Origin of the sequence: Actinomadura sp. NPDC048394 (assembly GCF_040651755.1) — a bacterium.
In the GTDB taxonomy this organism is placed as follows: Bacteria; Actinomycetota; Actinomycetes; order Streptosporangiales; family Streptosporangiaceae; genus Spirillospora; species Spirillospora montaniterrae.
On the sequence record NZ_JBEZJL010000009.1, the window covers coordinates 15,383 to 32,062 of the forward strand.

General features: G+C 74.4%; 11 protein-coding genes and 1 pseudogene. 2 read left to right on the forward strand and 10 right to left on the reverse strand.

Annotated elements, in window-relative coordinates:
* The first annotated feature begins 119 nt into the window (after positions 1–119).
* Positions 120–677: a TIGR03086 family metal-binding protein gene (locus AB0C78_RS07935; RefSeq protein ID WP_360743413.1), complete on the forward strand. Its 558-nt coding sequence runs from the start codon at positions 120–122 to the stop codon at positions 675–677.
* Here the strand turns inward: AB0C78_RS07935 and AB0C78_RS07940 are convergent.
* From AB0C78_RS07940 to AB0C78_RS07975, 8 genes and pseudogenes are all read right to left on the reverse strand, one after another.
* Positions 667–1,446: an SDR family oxidoreductase gene (locus AB0C78_RS07940; protein ID WP_360743416.1), complete on the reverse strand. Its 780-nt coding sequence runs from the start codon at positions 1,444–1,446 to the stop codon at positions 667–669. The two genes, AB0C78_RS07935 and AB0C78_RS07940, sit on opposite strands and share 11 nt — an antisense overlap.
* A gap of 60 nt (positions 1,447–1,506) precedes the next feature.
* Positions 1,507–2,886 carry a sigma-70 family RNA polymerase sigma factor gene (locus tag AB0C78_RS07945; protein WP_360743419.1) on the reverse strand — a complete coding sequence of 460 codons (1,380 nt, stop codon included), beginning with the start codon at positions 2,884–2,886 and terminating at the stop codon, positions 1,507–1,509.
* 11 nt (positions 2,887–2,897) lie between these two features.
* A complete protein-coding gene (locus AB0C78_RS07950; RefSeq protein ID WP_360743422.1) occupies positions 2,898–4,142 on the reverse strand; it encodes a GAF domain-containing SpoIIE family protein phosphatase in 1,245 nt (414 codons plus the stop codon).
* A 118-nt stretch (positions 4,143–4,260) separates the two neighbouring features.
* Positions 4,261–5,322 (reverse strand): acetate/propionate family kinase, encoded by a 1,062-nt coding sequence (locus tag AB0C78_RS07955; protein WP_360743425.1) that lies wholly within the window; start codon positions 5,320–5,322, stop codon positions 4,261–4,263.
* A gap of 36 nt (positions 5,323–5,358) precedes the next feature.
* Positions 5,359–7,731, reverse strand: a complete 2,373-nt coding sequence (locus tag AB0C78_RS07960; RefSeq protein WP_360743428.1) for a phosphoketolase family protein — start codon at positions 7,729–7,731, stop codon at positions 5,359–5,361.
* 70 nt (positions 7,732–7,801) lie between these two features.
* Entirely contained in the window at positions 7,802–8,467 is a 666-nt protein-coding gene (locus AB0C78_RS07965; RefSeq protein WP_360743769.1) for an RNA-guided endonuclease TnpB family protein, read from the reverse strand.
* Positions 8,468–8,801: 334 nt separating this feature from the next.
* Positions 8,802–8,930 (reverse strand): annotated as a pseudogene (locus AB0C78_RS07970) (helix-turn-helix domain-containing protein); the annotation flags it as partial.
* Positions 8,931–9,048: 118 nt separating this feature from the next.
* Entirely contained in the window at positions 9,049–10,593 is a 1,545-nt protein-coding gene (locus tag AB0C78_RS07975; protein ID WP_360743431.1) for a gamma-glutamyltransferase, read from the reverse strand.
* 441 nt (positions 10,594–11,034) lie between these two features.
* On the opposite strand from AB0C78_RS07975, the gene AB0C78_RS07980 reads away from it, so the two are divergent.
* Positions 11,035–12,309 carry an amidase gene (locus tag AB0C78_RS07980; protein ID WP_360743434.1) on the forward strand — a complete coding sequence of 425 codons (1,275 nt, stop codon included), beginning with the start codon at positions 11,035–11,037 and terminating at the stop codon, positions 12,307–12,309.
* Here the strand turns inward: AB0C78_RS07980 and AB0C78_RS07985 are convergent, their stop codons facing one another.
* Positions 12,310–13,851: a toprim domain-containing protein gene (locus AB0C78_RS07985; protein WP_360743437.1), complete on the reverse strand. Its 1,542-nt coding sequence runs from the start codon at positions 13,849–13,851 to the stop codon at positions 12,310–12,312.
* Between the two features lie 104 nt (positions 13,852–13,955).
* On the reverse strand, positions 13,956–16,664 hold the full coding sequence (locus AB0C78_RS07990; protein WP_360743440.1) for an AAA family ATPase: 2,709 nt from the start codon (positions 16,662–16,664) through the stop codon (positions 13,956–13,958).
* Positions 16,665–16,680 lie beyond the last annotated feature (16 nt).

The window sequence follows — 16,680 nt, forward strand, 5'->3', positions numbered from 1 at the left end:
GCCCGGCCCGGTCATCTCCGCGGCGGCGACGGTAGTGGCGACGAGTTTCGGCCGCCCCGCAGGTCTATATCCCACGGGCCGCGTCCGCGCGGCCGAGGAACCGCACTGCGAGGAGACCGATGATCGACATGACCCCGGCCTGCGACCGGATGATCGACGTGCTGGCGGGCGTCTCCGATGACCGGCTCGACGACGGCACGCCCTGCACGGAGTACACGGTCCGTGACCTCATCCTCCACGTCGACACGGTGTCCGCCGGCTTCGCCGGGCTCGCCCGCGAGGAGCTCCCCGAATCCGGCGGCGCCACGGGCCTCGGCGACGACTGGCACAAGCGCGTCGCCGAGCACGTGCGGGCGCTCGGCGAGGCCTGGGCCGACCCGGCGGCCTGGGAGGGCGAGACCGAGACGGGCGGCACGACGCTGTCCAACGAGCTGTGGGGCAAGATCGCGTTCACCGAGATCGTCGTGCACGGCTGGGACCTCGCCACCGCCACCGGCCGGCCCTTCGCACTGCCGGACGACACGCTCCGCGCCTGCCTCGACCACGTCGTCGATTTCGTCCCCAAGGCTCCCGTCCCGACCCTCTGGGACCCCGCCGTCCCCGTCCCCGACGACGCCCCCCTCCTGCACCGCGTGCTGGGCGTCACCGGCCGCGACCCCCACGGGGTCAGTCGGTGAAGATGCCGCCGGTCGCGTTGACGAAGGTGCCGGTGATGGCGGCGGCGCCGTCGGACGCGAGGAACGCGGCGGTGTCGGCGATCTGAGCGAGCGTGGGGGAGCGGCGGAGCAGGCGCATCTCGTCAAGGCGGGTCAGCAGGGCCTGGAAGGCGGCGTCGTCCATCGGCGGGCCGAACTGGGACAGCTTCTCCGGCGAGAGGGTCTCGGGGAGGCCCGCCGTCCAGATCCCGACGACGCGCACGCCCGCCGGGCCGCACTCCTGCGCCAGGTTGCGGACGAGGGCGTCGAGCGCGGCGTCCGCCGGGCCCGTGCCGCCCATCATCGGGCTGCCCTTCGCCGAGCCGCTGTTCAGCGTGAGGACGACCCCGGAGCCGCGCTCGGACATGTGCCGGGCGGCGGTCCGGGCCGTGATGAAGTTCGCGGTGATCCCGGTCGTGATCGGGCTGACGAAGTCGTCCACGGGCATCTGCGTGAGCGGCATGCCCTGCACGTCGCCGCGCGTGACGAGGTTGAAGGAGACGTCGATGCCGCCGGCGTCGGCGACCTGCCGGGCGTGCTCCTCGACGGCCTTCTCGTCCAGCGCGTCGAGGACGGCCACCTCGGCGCGGCCGCCCGCGGCCGCGATGTCCGCGGCGACGGCGTCGAGGGATGCGCGGGTCCGGCCGGCGAGGAAGACGGTCGCGCCCAGGCGGGCGAAGGTCTTCGCGACGGCGCCGCCGATCGAGCCGCCGGCACCGTAGATGATCGCGTTCTTGTTCTCCAGCAGCATGTCCGTGTTCCGTTCTCGCGTCGTTGTGGGACGCCTATGGAGACGCGCGCGGCCGGGAAACTAATCGGTCAGCGTCAGCGGCAGCCCGAAGGCGGGGAACAGGTGCGGCTCGAACGAGGTGATCTCGGCGATCAGGCCGTCCTCGATCCGCAGGACGTCCATGACCTGCGCCCGGTAGACGCGGGTGCCGGGCCGCTGCACGTAGCCGCCGAGGGCGAGCTGCCCGTTCGCCCTGGTCGGCAGGTGCCGCCACCGGCCGATGTACGCGGGCGAGGACGGGTCGAACGTCTGCGAGAGCATCCCGATGATCGCGTCCCGGCCGCCGAACCACAGCGGGTTCGGGGGCATGGTGATGCGGACGTCCTCCCGCAGCATCGCGGTCATCGCGGCCATGTCGCCGTCGACGGCGGCCCGCATGTAGCGGTCGAGGAGCGCGCGTTCGGCCTCGGACGGGTCCGTGCCGCGCGCCCATTCGTCACGCCGTTGCGGGAGACGATCGCGGAGGGCGGGCCGGGCCCGCTGCAGCGCGCTGGTCACCGAGGCCACGGTCAGGCCGAGGGCGGTCGCGGTGTCGGCGGCGGGCCAGCCGAGCACGTCCCGCATGATCAGGACGGCGCGCTGCTTCGGCGGCAGGTGCTGGATCGCGGCGAGGAACACCAGCTCCAGCGTCTCCGCGGTCTCCGCCGCCGCCTCCGGGTCGTCCGGGAACGGCTGCAGCCAGGGCAGGAACGGCGGCGCGGTCACCTCGTTCGACGGCGGGACGGGGGACGGGGCGTACCGCTGCGGGCGGCGCTCGTTGCGGCGCAGGAAGTCCAGGCACGCGTTGGTGGCGATCGTGTAGAGCCAGGTGCGCAGGCTGGAGCGCCCCTCGAACCCGTCGCGGTTCCGCCACGCCTTCAGCAGGGTCTCCTGGACGAGGTCCTCGGAGTCGTCGTAGGAGCCGACCATCCGGTAGCAGTGGACCTGCAGCTCGCGCCGGTGCGGCTCGACGAGCGCCGCGAAATCGATCTCGTCCCCGTCCCGGAGCGGATTCGTCACGGTCTCCGGCGTGACGGATTCCGTGACGGATGCGGGCGTGACGGAATGCGTGACGGCAGCAGGGACGGGAGGCGTGACGGCAGCCGGGACGGAAGGCGCGACGGCAGCCGGGACGGACCGTGTCGCGTCCGCCGCCACGCGCGCGATGCGGCGCAGGCGCCCGATCGACGACGACAGTTCCCGCACGTCGGCGTAGAACGGCTCGGGGCGTTCGGGCGCCAGGCTCCGCACGCGCCGCTCGATGTCGGAGATCAGGTCGTGGACGGCGTCGCCGCCGCCGGCCCGCCGCGTCCGGTACGCCTTCTGCCGGCAGGCGGCCGAGCAGTACACCGACGCCCGCCCGGGCCGCCCGTCCGGGCGCGGCAGCGCCTTCCCGCACACCCGGCACGCGTTGTCCGCCATGCGCCCAGAGCCTAGGGCAAGGGCTCCGCGGCCGCCGGGCCGTCCGGGGTCCGGCGCATCAGGAGCAGCGCGACGTCGTCCTCGGCGCGCTCGCGGCCGATGAGCGCCGCCATCACCGCGGCGCCGACCTGCTCGGGCGGGCCCGCGCGGACGGCGCCGCACAGCCGTGCGATGCCGCTGTCGACCGAGTCGTCCCGCCGCTCGATGAGCCCGTCGGTGTAGAAGCACAGCAGCGCTCCGGGCGGAAGCTCCACCACCGTCGTGTGGCGGGCCGTGGTCTCGTCCAGGCCGATCAGGAGGTCGAACTTCATGTCGACGGCCTCCGCCGGCCGGCCGGGCAGGGCGAGGACCGGGGGCGGGTGGCCGGCCGAGGACAGCCGGACCCGGTCCAGGGCGGGATCGCACACCGCATAGAGCACGGTCGCGGTCGCGTCGGGCTCGAAATGCATCATCTTGCGGTTGAGCTTGCCGAGGGCCTCGGCCGGGTCGGTGGTCTCCAGCGCGTACGAGCGCAGCGCGCTGCGCATCCGGCCCATCACGACGGCGGCGCCCAGCCCGTGCCCGGCCACGTCGCCCATGACGATGCCGATCTCGCCCGAGGGGAGGTCGAAGACGTCGTACCAGTCGCCGCCGACGCTCTCCTTGCCGGGACGGTAGCGCGCGGCCAGCTCGAGGCCGGGGATCTCCGGGAGCCCGGACGGGATGAGGCTGCGCTGCAGTTCCAGGGCGCCGGCGCGTTCGGCGCGGCTCGTCAGCGACTGCACCGCCAGGGCGACGCGGGCGGCGGCGAGCTGCAGGAACTCGGTCTCGTCCGCGGTGAACCGGCGCGGCGCCAGGGTGCCGACGTGCATGACCCCGACCAGCCGCCCGCCGCCGATGAGGGGGACGCCGAGCAGGGAGTGCAGGCCCCGCTGGACCAGCAGCGGGTTGTAGACGTTCGCGTGGGGCACGTCGGGGATGTAGACCGGGATCCGCTCGGCGGCGACGCGTCCGGCGAAGCCCTGGCCGACGGGGACGCGCACGCCCTGCGTGACCTCCTCCTCGAGGCCCTTCGCGGCCGCCGCTTCGAGGAGCCGGGCCCGCCGGTCGAGCAGGAGCACGGCCGCGGTGTCGACGCCGAGGATGTCGCGGACGCGGTCGAGCAGGGTGTCCAGGAACTCCTCGACGCCCATGTGCGCGAAGGCCTCATCGGTGATCGCCTGGATGTTCTCGAGCTTGCGCGCGAGGCTCTCCAGGGCGTCCGCCGGTCTCTCCATCCCGGTCATCGTATGCGCGATATCCGGCGCTTTACCGGTATTGGTGCAGGTTGGACGATGTCATTGCCCTCCGGGCGGCCACCGGTGCCGAGGGCGCCGGCGTCGCGTCCGGCGCGGGTCAGCGGAGGCACCGGCGGACCCCGTCGGCGATCTCGAGGTCCTCGCGGGCGGTGACGACGAGGACGCGCACGGCGGAATCGGGCGCGGTGACGTCGGCGTCGCCGTGCGCGCCGTCGTTGCGGCCGGGGTCGACGGACACGCCGAGGAAGGCGAGGTCCTCGGCGAGGCGGTGCCGGACGGACGGATCGTGCTCGCCGACGCCGCCGGTGAAGACCAGCGCGTCGAGGCCGCCGAGGGTGGCGGCCATCGCGGCGGCGCAGGCGCGCAGCCGGTGGTGGTAGACGTCGAGGGCGGCGAGCGCGACGGCGTCGCGGGCCTCGGCGCGCTCGCGGATCTCCCGCATGTCGCCCGTCCCGGCGAGCCCGCGCAGCCCGGACCGGCCCTCCAGGGCCTCGTTGACCTCGGACGCCTCGACGCCGTGCTTGATCAGCCACAGCGGGATGCCCGGGTCGACGCTGCCGGCGCGGGACGCCATGACGAGCCCTTCGAGGGGCGTGAAGCCCATCGTCGTGTCGACGGAGCGGCCGTCGGCGACGGCGGCGAGCGACGCCCCGGACCCGAGGTGGCAGATCACCGTCCGGGTCGGCAGCGCGCCGAGCATCTCGCGCGTCCGGCGGACGGCGTAGGAGTACGACAGGCCGTGGAAGCCGTAGCGGCGCAGGCCGAACCGCTCCCGCCACTCCGCGGGCAGCGCGTAGGTGGCGGCGGCGTCCGGCAGCGTGGCGTGGAACGCGGTGTCGAAGCACGCGACGGCCGGGATGCCGGGCAGCGCGGCGGTGATCTCCGACAGCGCGTGCAGGGACGCGGGCTGGTGCAGCGGCGCGAGGTCGGCGAGCGCCTCCAGCCGTTCGGTGACCTTCGCGTCGACGACGACGGGCTCGGTGAAGTCGGTGCCCCCGTGCACGAACCGGACGCCGACCGCGTCGGGCGCCGGCATGTCCGCGACCATCGGGGCGACCTCGTGGCGGGCGCCGGCGTTCTCGGTGACGACGGAGCCGTCCGGGTCGATCATGCTCAGCTTCAGGCTGCTCGACCCCGGGTTCACGGTCAGGATGCGCATCGCGGCCCCTCAGTACGGCTTCGTCAAGGTTCGGCGTCAGTACGGCCAGGTCCAGTCGCGGACCTCGGGCGCGTCCTCGCCGTGCTCGCGGGTGTAGGCGCGCAGGGCGAGGCGCTGGTCGGCCATGCGCTGGCGGATGTGCGCGACGCGCCCGCCGAGCGACGGGACGCGGTCGATGACGTCCATGACGAGGTGGAAGCGGTCCAGGTCGTTCAGCATGACCATGTCGAACGGCGTGGTCGTGGTGCCCTCCTCCTTGTAGCCGCGGACGTGCAGGTGGTCGTGGCCGTGGCGGCGGTAGGCGAGCCGGTGGATCAGGTACGGGTAGCCGTGGAACGCGAAGATGACCGGTTTGTCGGTGGTGAAGAGCGCGTCGTACTCGCGGTCCGGCAGCCCGTGCGGATGCTCGGTGTCGGGTTCCAGCCGCATCAGGTCGACGACGTTCACCACCCGGACGCGCAAGTCGGGGAACAGCTGGCGGAGGATGTCGACGGCGGCGAGCGTCTCCAGCGTCGGGATGTCGCCCGCGCACGCCATGACGACGTCGGGATCGGCGCCGCCGTCGGTGGACGCCCACTCCCAGATGCCGATGCCGCGCGTGCAGTGCGCGATCGCGGCGTCCATCGGCAGCCAGTTCAGCGCGGGCTGCTTCCCCGCGACGATCACGTTGACGTAGTCGCGGGAGCGCAGGCAATGGTCGCCGACCGACAGCAGCGTGTTCGCGTCCGGCGGCAGGTACACCCGGACGATCTCGGGCTTCTTGTTCATGACCACGTCGAGGAAGCCCGGGTCCTGGTGGGTGAAGCCGTTATGGTCCTGCCGCCACACGTGCGACGACAGCAGGTAGTTCAGCGACGCGATCGGCCGCCGCCACGGCAGCCGCCGCGTCACCTTCAGCCACTTCGCGTGCTGGTTGAACATCGAGTCCACGATGTGGACGAACGCCTCGTAGCTGTTGAACAGGCCGTGCCGCCCGGTCAGCAGGTAGCCCTCCAGCCAGCCCTGGCACAGGTGCTCGCTGAGCACCTCCATGACCTGCCCGTGCGGGCCCTGGTGCTCATCGGTCGGCAGCCGCTCGCCTTCGAAGACCCGGTCGGTGGCCGCGAAGACGTCCCCGAGCCGGTTGGACGCCGTCTCGTCCGCGCCCATGATCCGGAAGTTGGACGGGTTGCCCTTCACCACGTCCCGCAGGAACGTCCCGAGCACGCGGGTCGCCTCGGACGTCGTCGTCCCGGGCTTGCCGACCGGGACGGCGTAGTCGCGGAAGCCGGGCAGCTTCAGCGGGCGCAGCAGCAGCCCGCCGTTGGCGTGCGGGTTCGCGCTCATCCGCCGCCCGCCCTCCGGCGCCAGGGCGGTGAGCGCGGGGAACGGGCGCCCCTCCTCGTCGAACAGCTCGCCGGGACGGTAGGAGCGCAGCCACTCCTCGAGCAGCGCGAGATGCTCGGGATCGTCGCGGACGCCGGTGAGCGGCACCTGGTGCGAGCGCCAGGTGTTCTCGACCGGCAGGCCGTCGACGACCTTCGGGCCCGTCCACCCCTTCGGCGACCGCAGGACGATCACCGGCCACCGCCGCCGGGCGGTGTCGCCGCCGTCGCGGGCGGCCCGCTGGATGCCGGCGATCTCGTCCAGGGCCTGGTCGAGGGCCAGGGCCATCTTCCGGTGCATCGACTCCGGCTCGTCCCCGCTGACGACGACCGGCCGGTACCCGTAGCCGTCGAGGAGCTGGACGAGCTCCTCCTCGGAGATCCGCGCCAGGACCGACGGGTTCGCGATCTTGTAGCCGTTGAGGTGCAGGATCGGCAGGACGGCGCCGTCCCGCACCGGGTCGAGGAACTTGTTCGAGTGCCACGACGCCGCGAGCGGCCCGGTCTCCGCCTCGCCGTCGCCGACGATGCACGCCACGACCAGGTCCGGGTTGTCGAAGGCCGCGCCGTACGCGTGCGCCAGCGAGTACCCCAGCTCGCCGCCCTCGTGGATCGACCCGGGCGTCTCCGGCGCGACGTGGCTCGGGATCCCGCCGGGGAACGAGAACTGCCGGAACAGCCGCTCCATGCCCGGGCCGTCCCGCGACACGTCCGGGTACACCTCGCTGTAGGTGCCCTCCAGCCACGCGTTCGCGACCGCCGCCGGGCCGCCGTGGCCCGGCCCCATGATGTAGATCATGTCGAGGTCGCGGGCCCTGATGACCCGGTTCAGGTGGGCGTAGCAGAAGTTCAGGCCGGGGGAGGTGCCCCAGTGGCCGAGCAGCCGCGGCTTGATGTCGCTCCGCCGGAGCGGCTCGCGCAGCAGGGGGTTGCCCAGGAGATAGATCTGCCCTACCGAAAGGTAATTCGCGGCTCTCCAGTACGCGTCGATCCGCCGGACCTCGTCATCGGACAGGGGGGCGGACGCGGTCACGGCCTCGGTCATCGCGCGGTCCCTTCGGTGGTCGGCATACGCCCGGGAAGGATCACGTCCCCGCTCTGACTCCCGTCAACCGTTACCTGAGATGTGAGCGGATGTGAGCATCCGCTGTCCAGGCAGCCGTCGCTTGCGCGGCGGCGGTCCCGGTCTTGCCCGCGTGCGCGGTGCCGGGTTCCTGCTTCGCGGGCGGTCGCCCGGCGGGGCCGGGTCTGACATCGCCTCCACAGGCGTTTCGCCTCTCCGCCCCACTGGCGGCGAGGTCACGCAGATTGATCGCGGCGTTGACGTCCCGGCCCAATACCAGGCCGCATGCCTCACACCGATAGGTCCGCTCGGACAGCGACAGGCTTGGCTTTCGCCCACCACAGCCCGAGCAGGTCTTGGACGAGGGGAACCAGCGATCGGCCACGACCAGCCGTCCGCCATTCCACCTGGTCTTGTACTCCAGCATGCGCCGCGCCGCGCCGAAGCCCTGGTCGGCGACGGCGCGGGCGAGCCGGCGGTTGGCGAGCATGCCGGTGACGTTGAGGTCTTCGACCACGACGGTCTCGTACCGGGCTGCCAGGCGCGTGGTGGCCTTGTGCAGCGCGTCGGCACGCAGGGCGGCGACGCGGGCGTGGTGGCGGGTGAGCCGCCGGGCGGCCTTGCTGCGGTTGGCCGACCCCAGCTGGGTGCGCGAGTGGGCTTTGCCGAGCCGCGCCAGTCTCCGCAGTCCCGCCCGCAGCGCCTTGGGCCCGGGGATCTCGGGCCAGTTTGCGGGTGGACTCGTGCGTGGCGATCACCCCCAAGCGCGGCAGCGTCACCGTCCGGTCGCCGCACCGCATCACCCCCGAACCGAACCGGAACGAGTCACGGCACCGGCCCCGCCTCTTGAACCGCGGAAACCCCAGACGCCGTCCCTTGCGACCGCCATTGCGGGACCGGACGAACTCGCGCAGCGCCCGCTCCAGATCCCGGAACGCCTCCTGGTAGACGCACTTGGAGTTCTCTCCCCACCACCCCAACGCCGGGTCGGTCTTCTTCACGACGTTCCACAGCCGGTGCAACTCCGCGCCCGACCACCACTTGCCCTCGACGTCGTAGCGGTCCCGACAAGCCGCCAGAGCCCAGTTCCAGGCGAACCGCGCCGCTCCGGCGTGCGACCGCAAGGCCCGCTCCTGCGCGGGGGTGGGGTCCAGCGCGAACCGATACGCCTGTGTGACCATCACAACCCGCACCGTAACCGCGACCACCGACAAAACCCGGACGGCAGCAAATTCAGAGGACGCAAACCCACGGAAGTCGGTGTCTGTTCACATTCCACTCAACAGTCCTGCACCCCGCTCAGCGGACGCGGGGGAGCGTGAAGGGGCAGGGGCCGTCCCCCCGGAGGCCGCCGCCGGGACCGGCCTCGATGAGGTGCGCCTCGCCGAACTCCTCGTCCTCCGCCGCCGCCCGCACGAGGTGCCCGTAGCGGGGCAGGTGCCGCGCCCACGCGTCCGGGGCGCCGGCCTGCAGGTCGAGACGGATCGGGGTGTTGCCCTGCGGCGCCTCGAACGGCCCGAGCCCGCCGGCGAGCCGCCAGCGGGGCGCGGCGAGCGCGTCCTCGGCCGCCGCGCCGCGCAGCAGCCGCACGAGGATCTGCAGGTCCACCTGCGGCTGGACGCCGCCGCCGGCGCAGCCGAGGACCGCCCGGAACGTGCCATCGGGGCGCGTCGCGACGACCGGGACGAGCGTGTGCGGCGGGCGGCGCCGCGGCCCGTACTCGGCGGCCGAGCCGGGCGCCAGTGTGAACCCGGCGCCGCGGTTGTGGAGGTTGATCCCGGTTCCGGGCTCGAACAGGAGCGAGCCGAGGCCGGTGCCGTTCGACTGCTGCAGCGCGATGGACATGCCCCGGTCGTCCACGACGCAGACGCAGGCGGCGTCGCCGGACTGGACCGTTCCGCGGCGGCGCCAGTGCCGGGCCGGGTCGATCGCGGCGCGGAGCGCGTCGATGCGCTCCGGGCGCAGGAGCGCTGCGGCGTCCGCCTCCCCGCCGCCGTCGGAGGCCGCGAGCACGGACTCGGCGAGCAGGTGCGCCCAGCCGGGGTCGGCGGGATCCGGCAGGTCGAGACCGGCGGCGACCGCCAGGGCGGCGAGCAGCACGTGGCCCGGCGAGTTCGGCGGGGCCGTCCACACGTCGTGCCCGAACGCGCGGACGCCGAGCGCGGGCACCCACTCCGCGCAGGGCTCGGCGAGGTCGGACGGCGCGTAGAGGCCGCGTCCCATGCGGAGGAGGCCGTCGCCGAACTCGCCCTGGTAGAACCCGGCGCGCCCGTCCGCGACGACGGCCCGCAGCGCGCGGGCGATCCCCGGGCGCTTCACCTGCTCGCCGGGCCGCGCGGGCCACGCGAGCCCGTCGCCGTCCGGGGCGTCCCGGCAGGCCGCGACGAGGCCGGGCGAGGCGGTGAACCCGCGCTCGGCGTGCAGGACCGCCGACTTCAGCACCTCGGCGAGCGGCGTCCGGCCGTGCCGGGCGTGCAGCGCGAGCCAGCCGTCCACGCAGCCGGGGACGGTCACCGACCGCAGGTCGTGCCGGACGGGCATCCGGCGGCGGCCCTCCGCGCGCAGGGCGGCGGCGTCGGCGCCCGACCCGGCGCGGCCGGAGGCGTTCAGCGCGGCGGGCGGCCCGGGACGGTCGTGGACCAGCGCGAACAGGTCGCCGCCCAGCCCGCAGCGGTGCGGCGCGACGACCGCCAGCACCGCGTTCGCCGCCACCGCCGCGTCGGCCGCGGACCCGCCGGCCCGCAGGATCGCGAGGCCCGCGGAGGACGCGCGGTGGTCGGCGGTGCAGATCATCGCCCGGTCGGCGGTGCCGGTGATCCCCTGCTGATCCACCGGCGCGTTCACACTATGACGGTAGTTGCCGCGGCGCCGGGCCGAAAGGCCCAGATGGCGGGCATTGTCAGCGGATTTGACAGGGAGCCGGGGGCGCGGTGAGGGCGGCGGGGCGGCCGGGGAGGCCACGGCGGCGGGTGCGCGCCTCAAGACCGCGCCGCCGTGGCCCCGTCCCCCCACCCGGCTGTGGAAGGCACCGGTTACAGGGGCGGCGACCGCCGCGGGCCGCCGCCCCGCCCCCCAGCGAACCGGTGGGAACGCCTCCACAAGGTGCGATGAAGCTTGCCGTGTACCCGCGCGTAGGTTCACGCGTCCGGCGGTCCCGTCGCCGAACGGTCGGATTCCTGCGACGAGCGGGCAACGGCCCTGGTCGGAGGCCCGCCGGACGGTGCCTCCCGCGATCGGCGGCGGAACGAGCGGCACGGGTCCGGCGCGCCGTGCTATGCAGGCGGCATGACGGGATTCTTCGCCGGACGGACGCTCACCGACCTGGGCCGCGACCTGCGGTCGGGCGCGGAGACGGCCGCCGGGCTGCTCGACCGCGCGCTGGAGTCGATCGACCCGTCCCTCAACGCGTTCGTCACGGTGGACGCGGAGGGCGCCGCGGCCGCCGCCCGCGCCGCCGACGAGGAGCTCGCCGCCGGACGCGACCGCGGCCCGCTGCACGGCGTGCCCGTCGCGATCAAGGACATCGTCGACGTCGCCGGCCTGCCCACCGGGATGGGCTCGGCGCACTTCGACGGGTACGTCGCCGACCGCGACGCGGCCTGCGTCGCCCGCCTCCGCGCGGCCGGCGCGGTGATCGTCGGGAAGACCACCACGCACGAGTTCGCCTACGGCGCGAGCGGCGACACCGCGGTGAACGGCCCGTCCCGCAACCCGCACGACCCGTCCCGGATCTCCGGCGGGTCCAGCGGCGGCAGCGCGGTCGCGGTCGCCGCGGGCATGGTCCCGCTCGCCATCGGCACCGACACGGGCGGGTCCGTCCGCATCCCCGCCGCGTTCTGCGGTATCGCCGGGTTCAAGCCCGCCTACGGCGCCGTCCCGACCGAGGGCGTCTTCCCGCTGTCGGTCTCGTTCGACCACGTCGGGGTTCTCGCCGCCACGGCCGCCGACTGCCGGACGGCCTACCGGGTCCTGGCGCAGCAGCCGCAGGATGTCCTAGCCGGGCACGACGACCTCCGTGTGGCGTGGGTCGAGGGCGCTCCGGTCGCGGACGAGGTGGCGTCCACGGTCCGCAGGTTGCTCCCCGACGCGCCCGCCGAACGCGTCGAGCTGCGGGAACTGCGCCGCGTCTTCGCCGCGATCCAGGACAGCGAGGCCTACGAGGTGCACGCCGAACGCGTCGCGGACGCGCCTGAGCTGTACCAGCCGGCCACCCTGGACCGACTGCGCCGCGCCGGGGAGACGCCCGGCTGGCGGTACGTCCGGGCGTCCCGCGAGCGGGCGCGGTTCGTCGAGGAGGCCGCCGCGCTCCTGCGCCGCCACGACGTGCTCGCGCTGCCGACCGTCCCGATCACCGCGCCGGAGATCGGGCAGGAGGAGTGCGCGCTGGGCCGGGTGCAGCCGGCCCTGCTGAGCCTGACGTGCGCCTGGAACGTTCTCGGCCTGCCCGCGCTGACCGTCCCCGCCGGGACGGCCGGAGGGCTGCCCGCCGGATTGCAGCTGGTCACGAGCGCGGGCCGGGAGGATCTGCTGTTCGCCCTCGCCGGACGCCTCGCGCCCTGATCAGCCGCCCGCGAGGTGGTCGGCGAGCACCTCGGTCACCAGGGGCGCCGGCAGGCCCGTCCGGTCCGCCAGGCGGACGACCTGCCGGGCCGCCCCGGACGGCCGCGCCGCGATCGGCGAGCAGGCGGCGCGGAGCGCGGCGAGACGCTGCTCAGGGCTGGTGAGGGGACCGCCCGCGCGCGCCGCCGCCGCGTCCACGACCGCGTCCATCAGCGGGACCGCCGCGCGCAGCGCCTGGAGGAGGGCGTCGCGGCCCTGCGCGGCCAGCACGCCCGCGGGGTCCTCGCCGCCGGGCAGCGAGGCCAGGTCGAGCGGGCCGGTGACCCGGCACAGGACGTCCCACGCGCGGACGGCCGCGGACCGGCCCGCCGGGTCGTCGTCCAGCGCGATCAGGACGCCTGTGGCGTCGAGATCGGCGACGCCCGCGAGGGCCGCCAGATGCGCGGACGTGAGGGACAGCCCGCAGGTCGCCACGGGCGCGTACTCCGGTGCCCGCGCCGTCTCGACCGCGATCGCGTCCAGCGGGCCCTCGACCAGGACGGGACGCGCGCCCGCCGCCAGCCGCTCCCGGACCTCGTGCAGGCCGTAGAGCAGCTCGCCCTTTTGGAAGAAGCCGGTGTCGGGGCCGTTGAGGTATTTCGGGCCGTCGCCGCCGTCGCGGCGGCGGCCGATGAAGCCGGCGATCGCCCCGTCCGGCCTGCGGATCGGGAACATCGCGCGGTCGCGGAACATGGCGTGGAGCCGTCCCGACGCCCCGGGCCGCGCCAGCCCCGCCGCGACGATCGCCTCGCCGGCGTGCCCCAGCGAACGCAGATGATCGACGAGGGCGTGCGGCGAGTCCGGCGCGCAGCCGATCTGGCGGCGCCGCTGCACGGCCGCCGGGAAGCCGCGTCCGTCCAGGTAGGCGGGCACCCAGCTCGCCTTGAGGCGGGCGCGGAAGAAGCGGTGCGCGTCCGGCAGGACCCCGCCGGACGGGTCGCGCACGCGGTCGTGGACGCGGCGGGCCGTCCGCAGGATCCGGTCGCCCGCCTCGGCGCCCGCCCAGAACGCGTTCACGGGGAACACCGGCGGTTCCGGTTCGAGACCGAGCCACGCCAGGACCAGATACGCGACCGAATCGGCCTCCACCGGCGGCAGCCCCCGGCTCAGCTCGCCTGCCAGCCGGTGGACGAGCCCCTCCGGCGGCGCGGGCGGCCCGGCGGGGGCGGGAGGCAGCGGCAGGCCCGTCGTCTGCGCGATGTCGAAGACGGCGTAGGGACGGCCCGTCCGCGACAGCACCCGGATGCCCGCCTCACCCCTCCTGACCTGGCGCCCGGCGGCACGCCAGTCCTCGTACGACCGGACGTCCGTCGCCGCGCGCCACTGGGCGCCGATCAGCAGCGTGTTGACGAAACCGTGGCGGCGCCCGTGCAGGACGGCCCGGTCGAGCCACCACGTCCACGGGCGCGTCCCGTCGCGCAGCAGCGACACCTCATGGGCGGCCATGTCGCGCAGCAGCGCGGCCAGGCGGCGCCGGTCGTCCTCCCAGGGGGTGGCGGTCACGGGTCCCTCGCCTTCGTCGGGCCGGCGGGGAAGCCGCCTGAGTCATACCCCGGACGCCCCGGGTACAGGCGTCGCCCCGGGTACAGGCGTCACGGAGACAGGCGTCACAGGTACAGGCCGAAGAACTCCTCCGGATGGTCCAGCAGCGGCGGCAGGTCCTCGGCGGTGAGGGTGACCAGGTCCTTCTTCGCGGGCGGCTTCACCGGCCCGCCGTCGCCGCCGGCGCCCACGGCCGCGGACGCGATCCGGTCGGCCTGGTTCGCGACGGCGACGTCCAGCAGGTTGCGCATCAGCCGGCCGTTGCCGAACGACGGGCCGCGCGGCGCGGTCCGCAGCATCGAGCGCAGCGTCTCCTCGGTGCCGGCCGCGAGCCGGAACCCGTCCGCCTCCGCGAGCTGCCCGAACACCGTGATCAGCTCGTCGTCGGTGTAGTCGGGGAAGTGGATCTGCTTGGGGAAGCGGGAGTCCAGGCCGGGGTTGGCGGCCAGGAACTCCGCCATCTCCTGCTGGTAGCCGGCGACGATCACGACCAGGTCGTCGCGGTGGTCCTCCATCAGCTTGACCAGCTCGGCGATGGCCTCGTGCCCGTAGTCGCCCTTCAGCGGCGACTGGGTGAGCGTGTACGCCTCGTCGATGAACAGCACGCCGCCGATCGCCCGCTCGACGAGCCGCCGGGTGCGCGGCGCGGTCTGCCCGATGTACTCGCCGACCAGGTGCGCGCGGGACGCCTCGACCAGGTGCCCGGACGACAGCACGCCGAGCTTCTTGTAGATGCGGCCGAGCAGCCGCGCCACCATCGTCTTGCCGGTGCCGGGGTTGCCGGTGAACACCATGTGCCGCGTCGGCGGGGTGATCCGCAGGCCGGACTCGCTGCGCAGCCGCGCCGCGTGCGTGCCCGCGACCAGCAGCGCGATCTCGTGCTTGACGGTGTCGAGGCCGGTGAGGTCGCGCAGCTCGTGCAGCGGGTTCCCGGCCGACTGCGCGGTGTCGAGGGCGGCGGGGATGTCGCCCTTGCGCACCACGATCTCCGCCCCGCCCTCCGTCCGCTCCCGGACCGCCGCGACGACCTGGTCGGCGAGGTAGGGCGCCAGCCGCGCGTTGCGCAGCGACTGCATCGGCGGCGTCGCCGCGAGCAGCGCGCCCGCCGCCTCGACGGCCTGCCGGGTGGCGCGGGCGCCGAGCCGGTCCAGCGCCCGGCGGAACAGCTCGGCGTGGCCCTGCGCGTCGAACGGCCTGGTCCGCGCGATGCGGAAGCGGCCCGGCAGCACCGGGTTGACGTCGCGGATCCGCTCGTCGCCGCCCGCGTCGCACAGCACGACGAGGTTCAGGTCCGGGTGGATCGCGAGCAGCCGGTGCAGCTCGTCGGCGATCGCCTCGCCGTTGCCGGGGTCGGCGACGATGCCGTCCAGCCCGTCGATGATCAGCAGCCGGTCGCCGGCGCAGTCGCGGGTGTCGGCGTGCAGCTTGGCGACCGCGTCCGACAGCCGCTGGCCCGCGTACAGGTTGTCGGTGACCCACAGCGGGTCGCGGCCGAGCGCGAGCGCCTTGCCGAGCTCCTGCGCCGCGTCCCGCTTGCCGGTGCCGTCCGGGCCCGCGATCAGCAGGCGGACGGGCTCCTTGCCGCGCGACAGGGCCTCCAGCGCGGCGGTCAGCTCGGGCTGCCCGACCAGCGTGCTGGCCAGCTCCGCGCGCGCGCCTGCGGCCGTCGCGCCCGTACCGCCGTCCTCGGAGTCGTCATCGGCGGCGGGCGCCTTGAGGGTCTCGGTGAGCGGGTTGACGACGCGGCGGCGCGGCGCGTACAGCCGGCGCAGGTCGGTCTGGAACTGGCCGACCGGGATCCACTCGGCCTTCGGGAACCACGGGTCGCCGGGCAGGCCCTGGACGATCGCGACGAACCGCATCGCCATGTCGAGCCAGGCGCGGCACGCGTCGGCGGCGCCCGCCACCAGCGCCCGGACGAGCCAGGCGCGGGTGCGCTGCTGCCAGGCGTCGGCCTTGAAACCGCGACGCTCGGCCGGGAAGCGCTGCTGGAGGTCGTGGTAGCGGTCCTCGCCGAGGGCCGCGGCCAGCTCCGCCGGGATGTGCTCCATGCTGCCCTGCAGCAGCAGCTGGATCAGGTGCGACTCGGCGGACTCGTCGCGCGGCGCGACCTCCGCGAGGATCCCGTACGCGGCGAGCAGCCCCTCGCACACCCAGTCGAGGTAGCCGACGGGGCCGAGCAACTCGGGGACGGCGGCGACGATGTCGTCGCCGGCGTGCGCGTGCCAGTGCTCGCGCAGCTCCATCTTGGGCAGGTTCACGTCGCACTCGGGCGGGTCGGAGTACAGCCGCAGCAGCGCCTTGCGGCGCTCCTCCAGCGGCTCGATGCCCTCCAGCACGCCCAGGCACTCGCGGGCCAGCTCGATCGCCAGCTCCCGGTCGGGCGCCTCGATCAGCCAGTCCACCGGCGGGCGCCACCGGCCGCCCGGCGCGTCCCAGCGGGTCATCCGGGTGCTGAGCGCGCCGGGGTTGGCGAGGTGCCCGTGCAGCAACCGCTCGGGCAGCTGCGACCACGAGCCCGCCTTGATCGCGCCGCCGCCGGGCAGGAACGCCAGGATGCCGAAGATCTCCGCGGTGACCAGCGAGGCGGGCAGCGTCAGCAGCTTGTGCTCGTCGGTGGTGAGGTCGGCGGCGCGGGGGTCGTTCGCGAGCGCGTCGATCCGCGCCGAGATCTCCTCGAACAGCCCGTCGGGGACGCGCCAGGGCCCGTGCGCGTAGACGTCGAGCACCGGCTCGTCGGTGAGCAGTAGCTCCAGATGCTCCGGCAGCCGCAACGCGTTCCTCCAAGAG

What these genes read in the sequence shown, in the direction of transcription:
- AB0C78_RS07955 (WP_360743425.1), bottom strand. Translation starts at nt 5,322, where the DNA reads ATGCGCATCCTGACCGTGAACCCGGGGTCGAGCAGCCTGAAGCTGAGC.
- AB0C78_RS07935 (WP_360743413.1), top strand. Translation starts at nt 120, where the DNA reads ATGATCGACATGACCCCGGCCTGCGACCGGATGATCGACGTGCTGGCG.
- AB0C78_RS07945 (WP_360743419.1), bottom strand. Translation starts at nt 2,886, where the DNA reads ATGGCGGACAACGCGTGCCGGGTGTGCGGGAAGGCGCTGCCGCGCCCG.
- AB0C78_RS07980 (WP_360743434.1), top strand. Translation starts at nt 11,035, where the DNA reads ATGACGGGATTCTTCGCCGGACGGACGCTCACCGACCTGGGCCGCGAC.
- AB0C78_RS07940 (WP_360743416.1), bottom strand. Translation starts at nt 1,446, where the DNA reads ATGCTGCTGGAGAACAAGAACGCGATCATCTACGGTGCCGGCGGCTCG.
- AB0C78_RS07960 (WP_360743428.1), bottom strand. Translation starts at nt 7,731, where the DNA reads ATGACCGAGGCCGTGACCGCGTCCGCCCCCCTGTCCGATGACGAGGTC.
- AB0C78_RS07950 (WP_360743422.1), bottom strand. Translation starts at nt 4,142, where the DNA reads ATGGAGAGACCGGCGGACGCCCTGGAGAGCCTCGCGCGCAAGCTCGAG.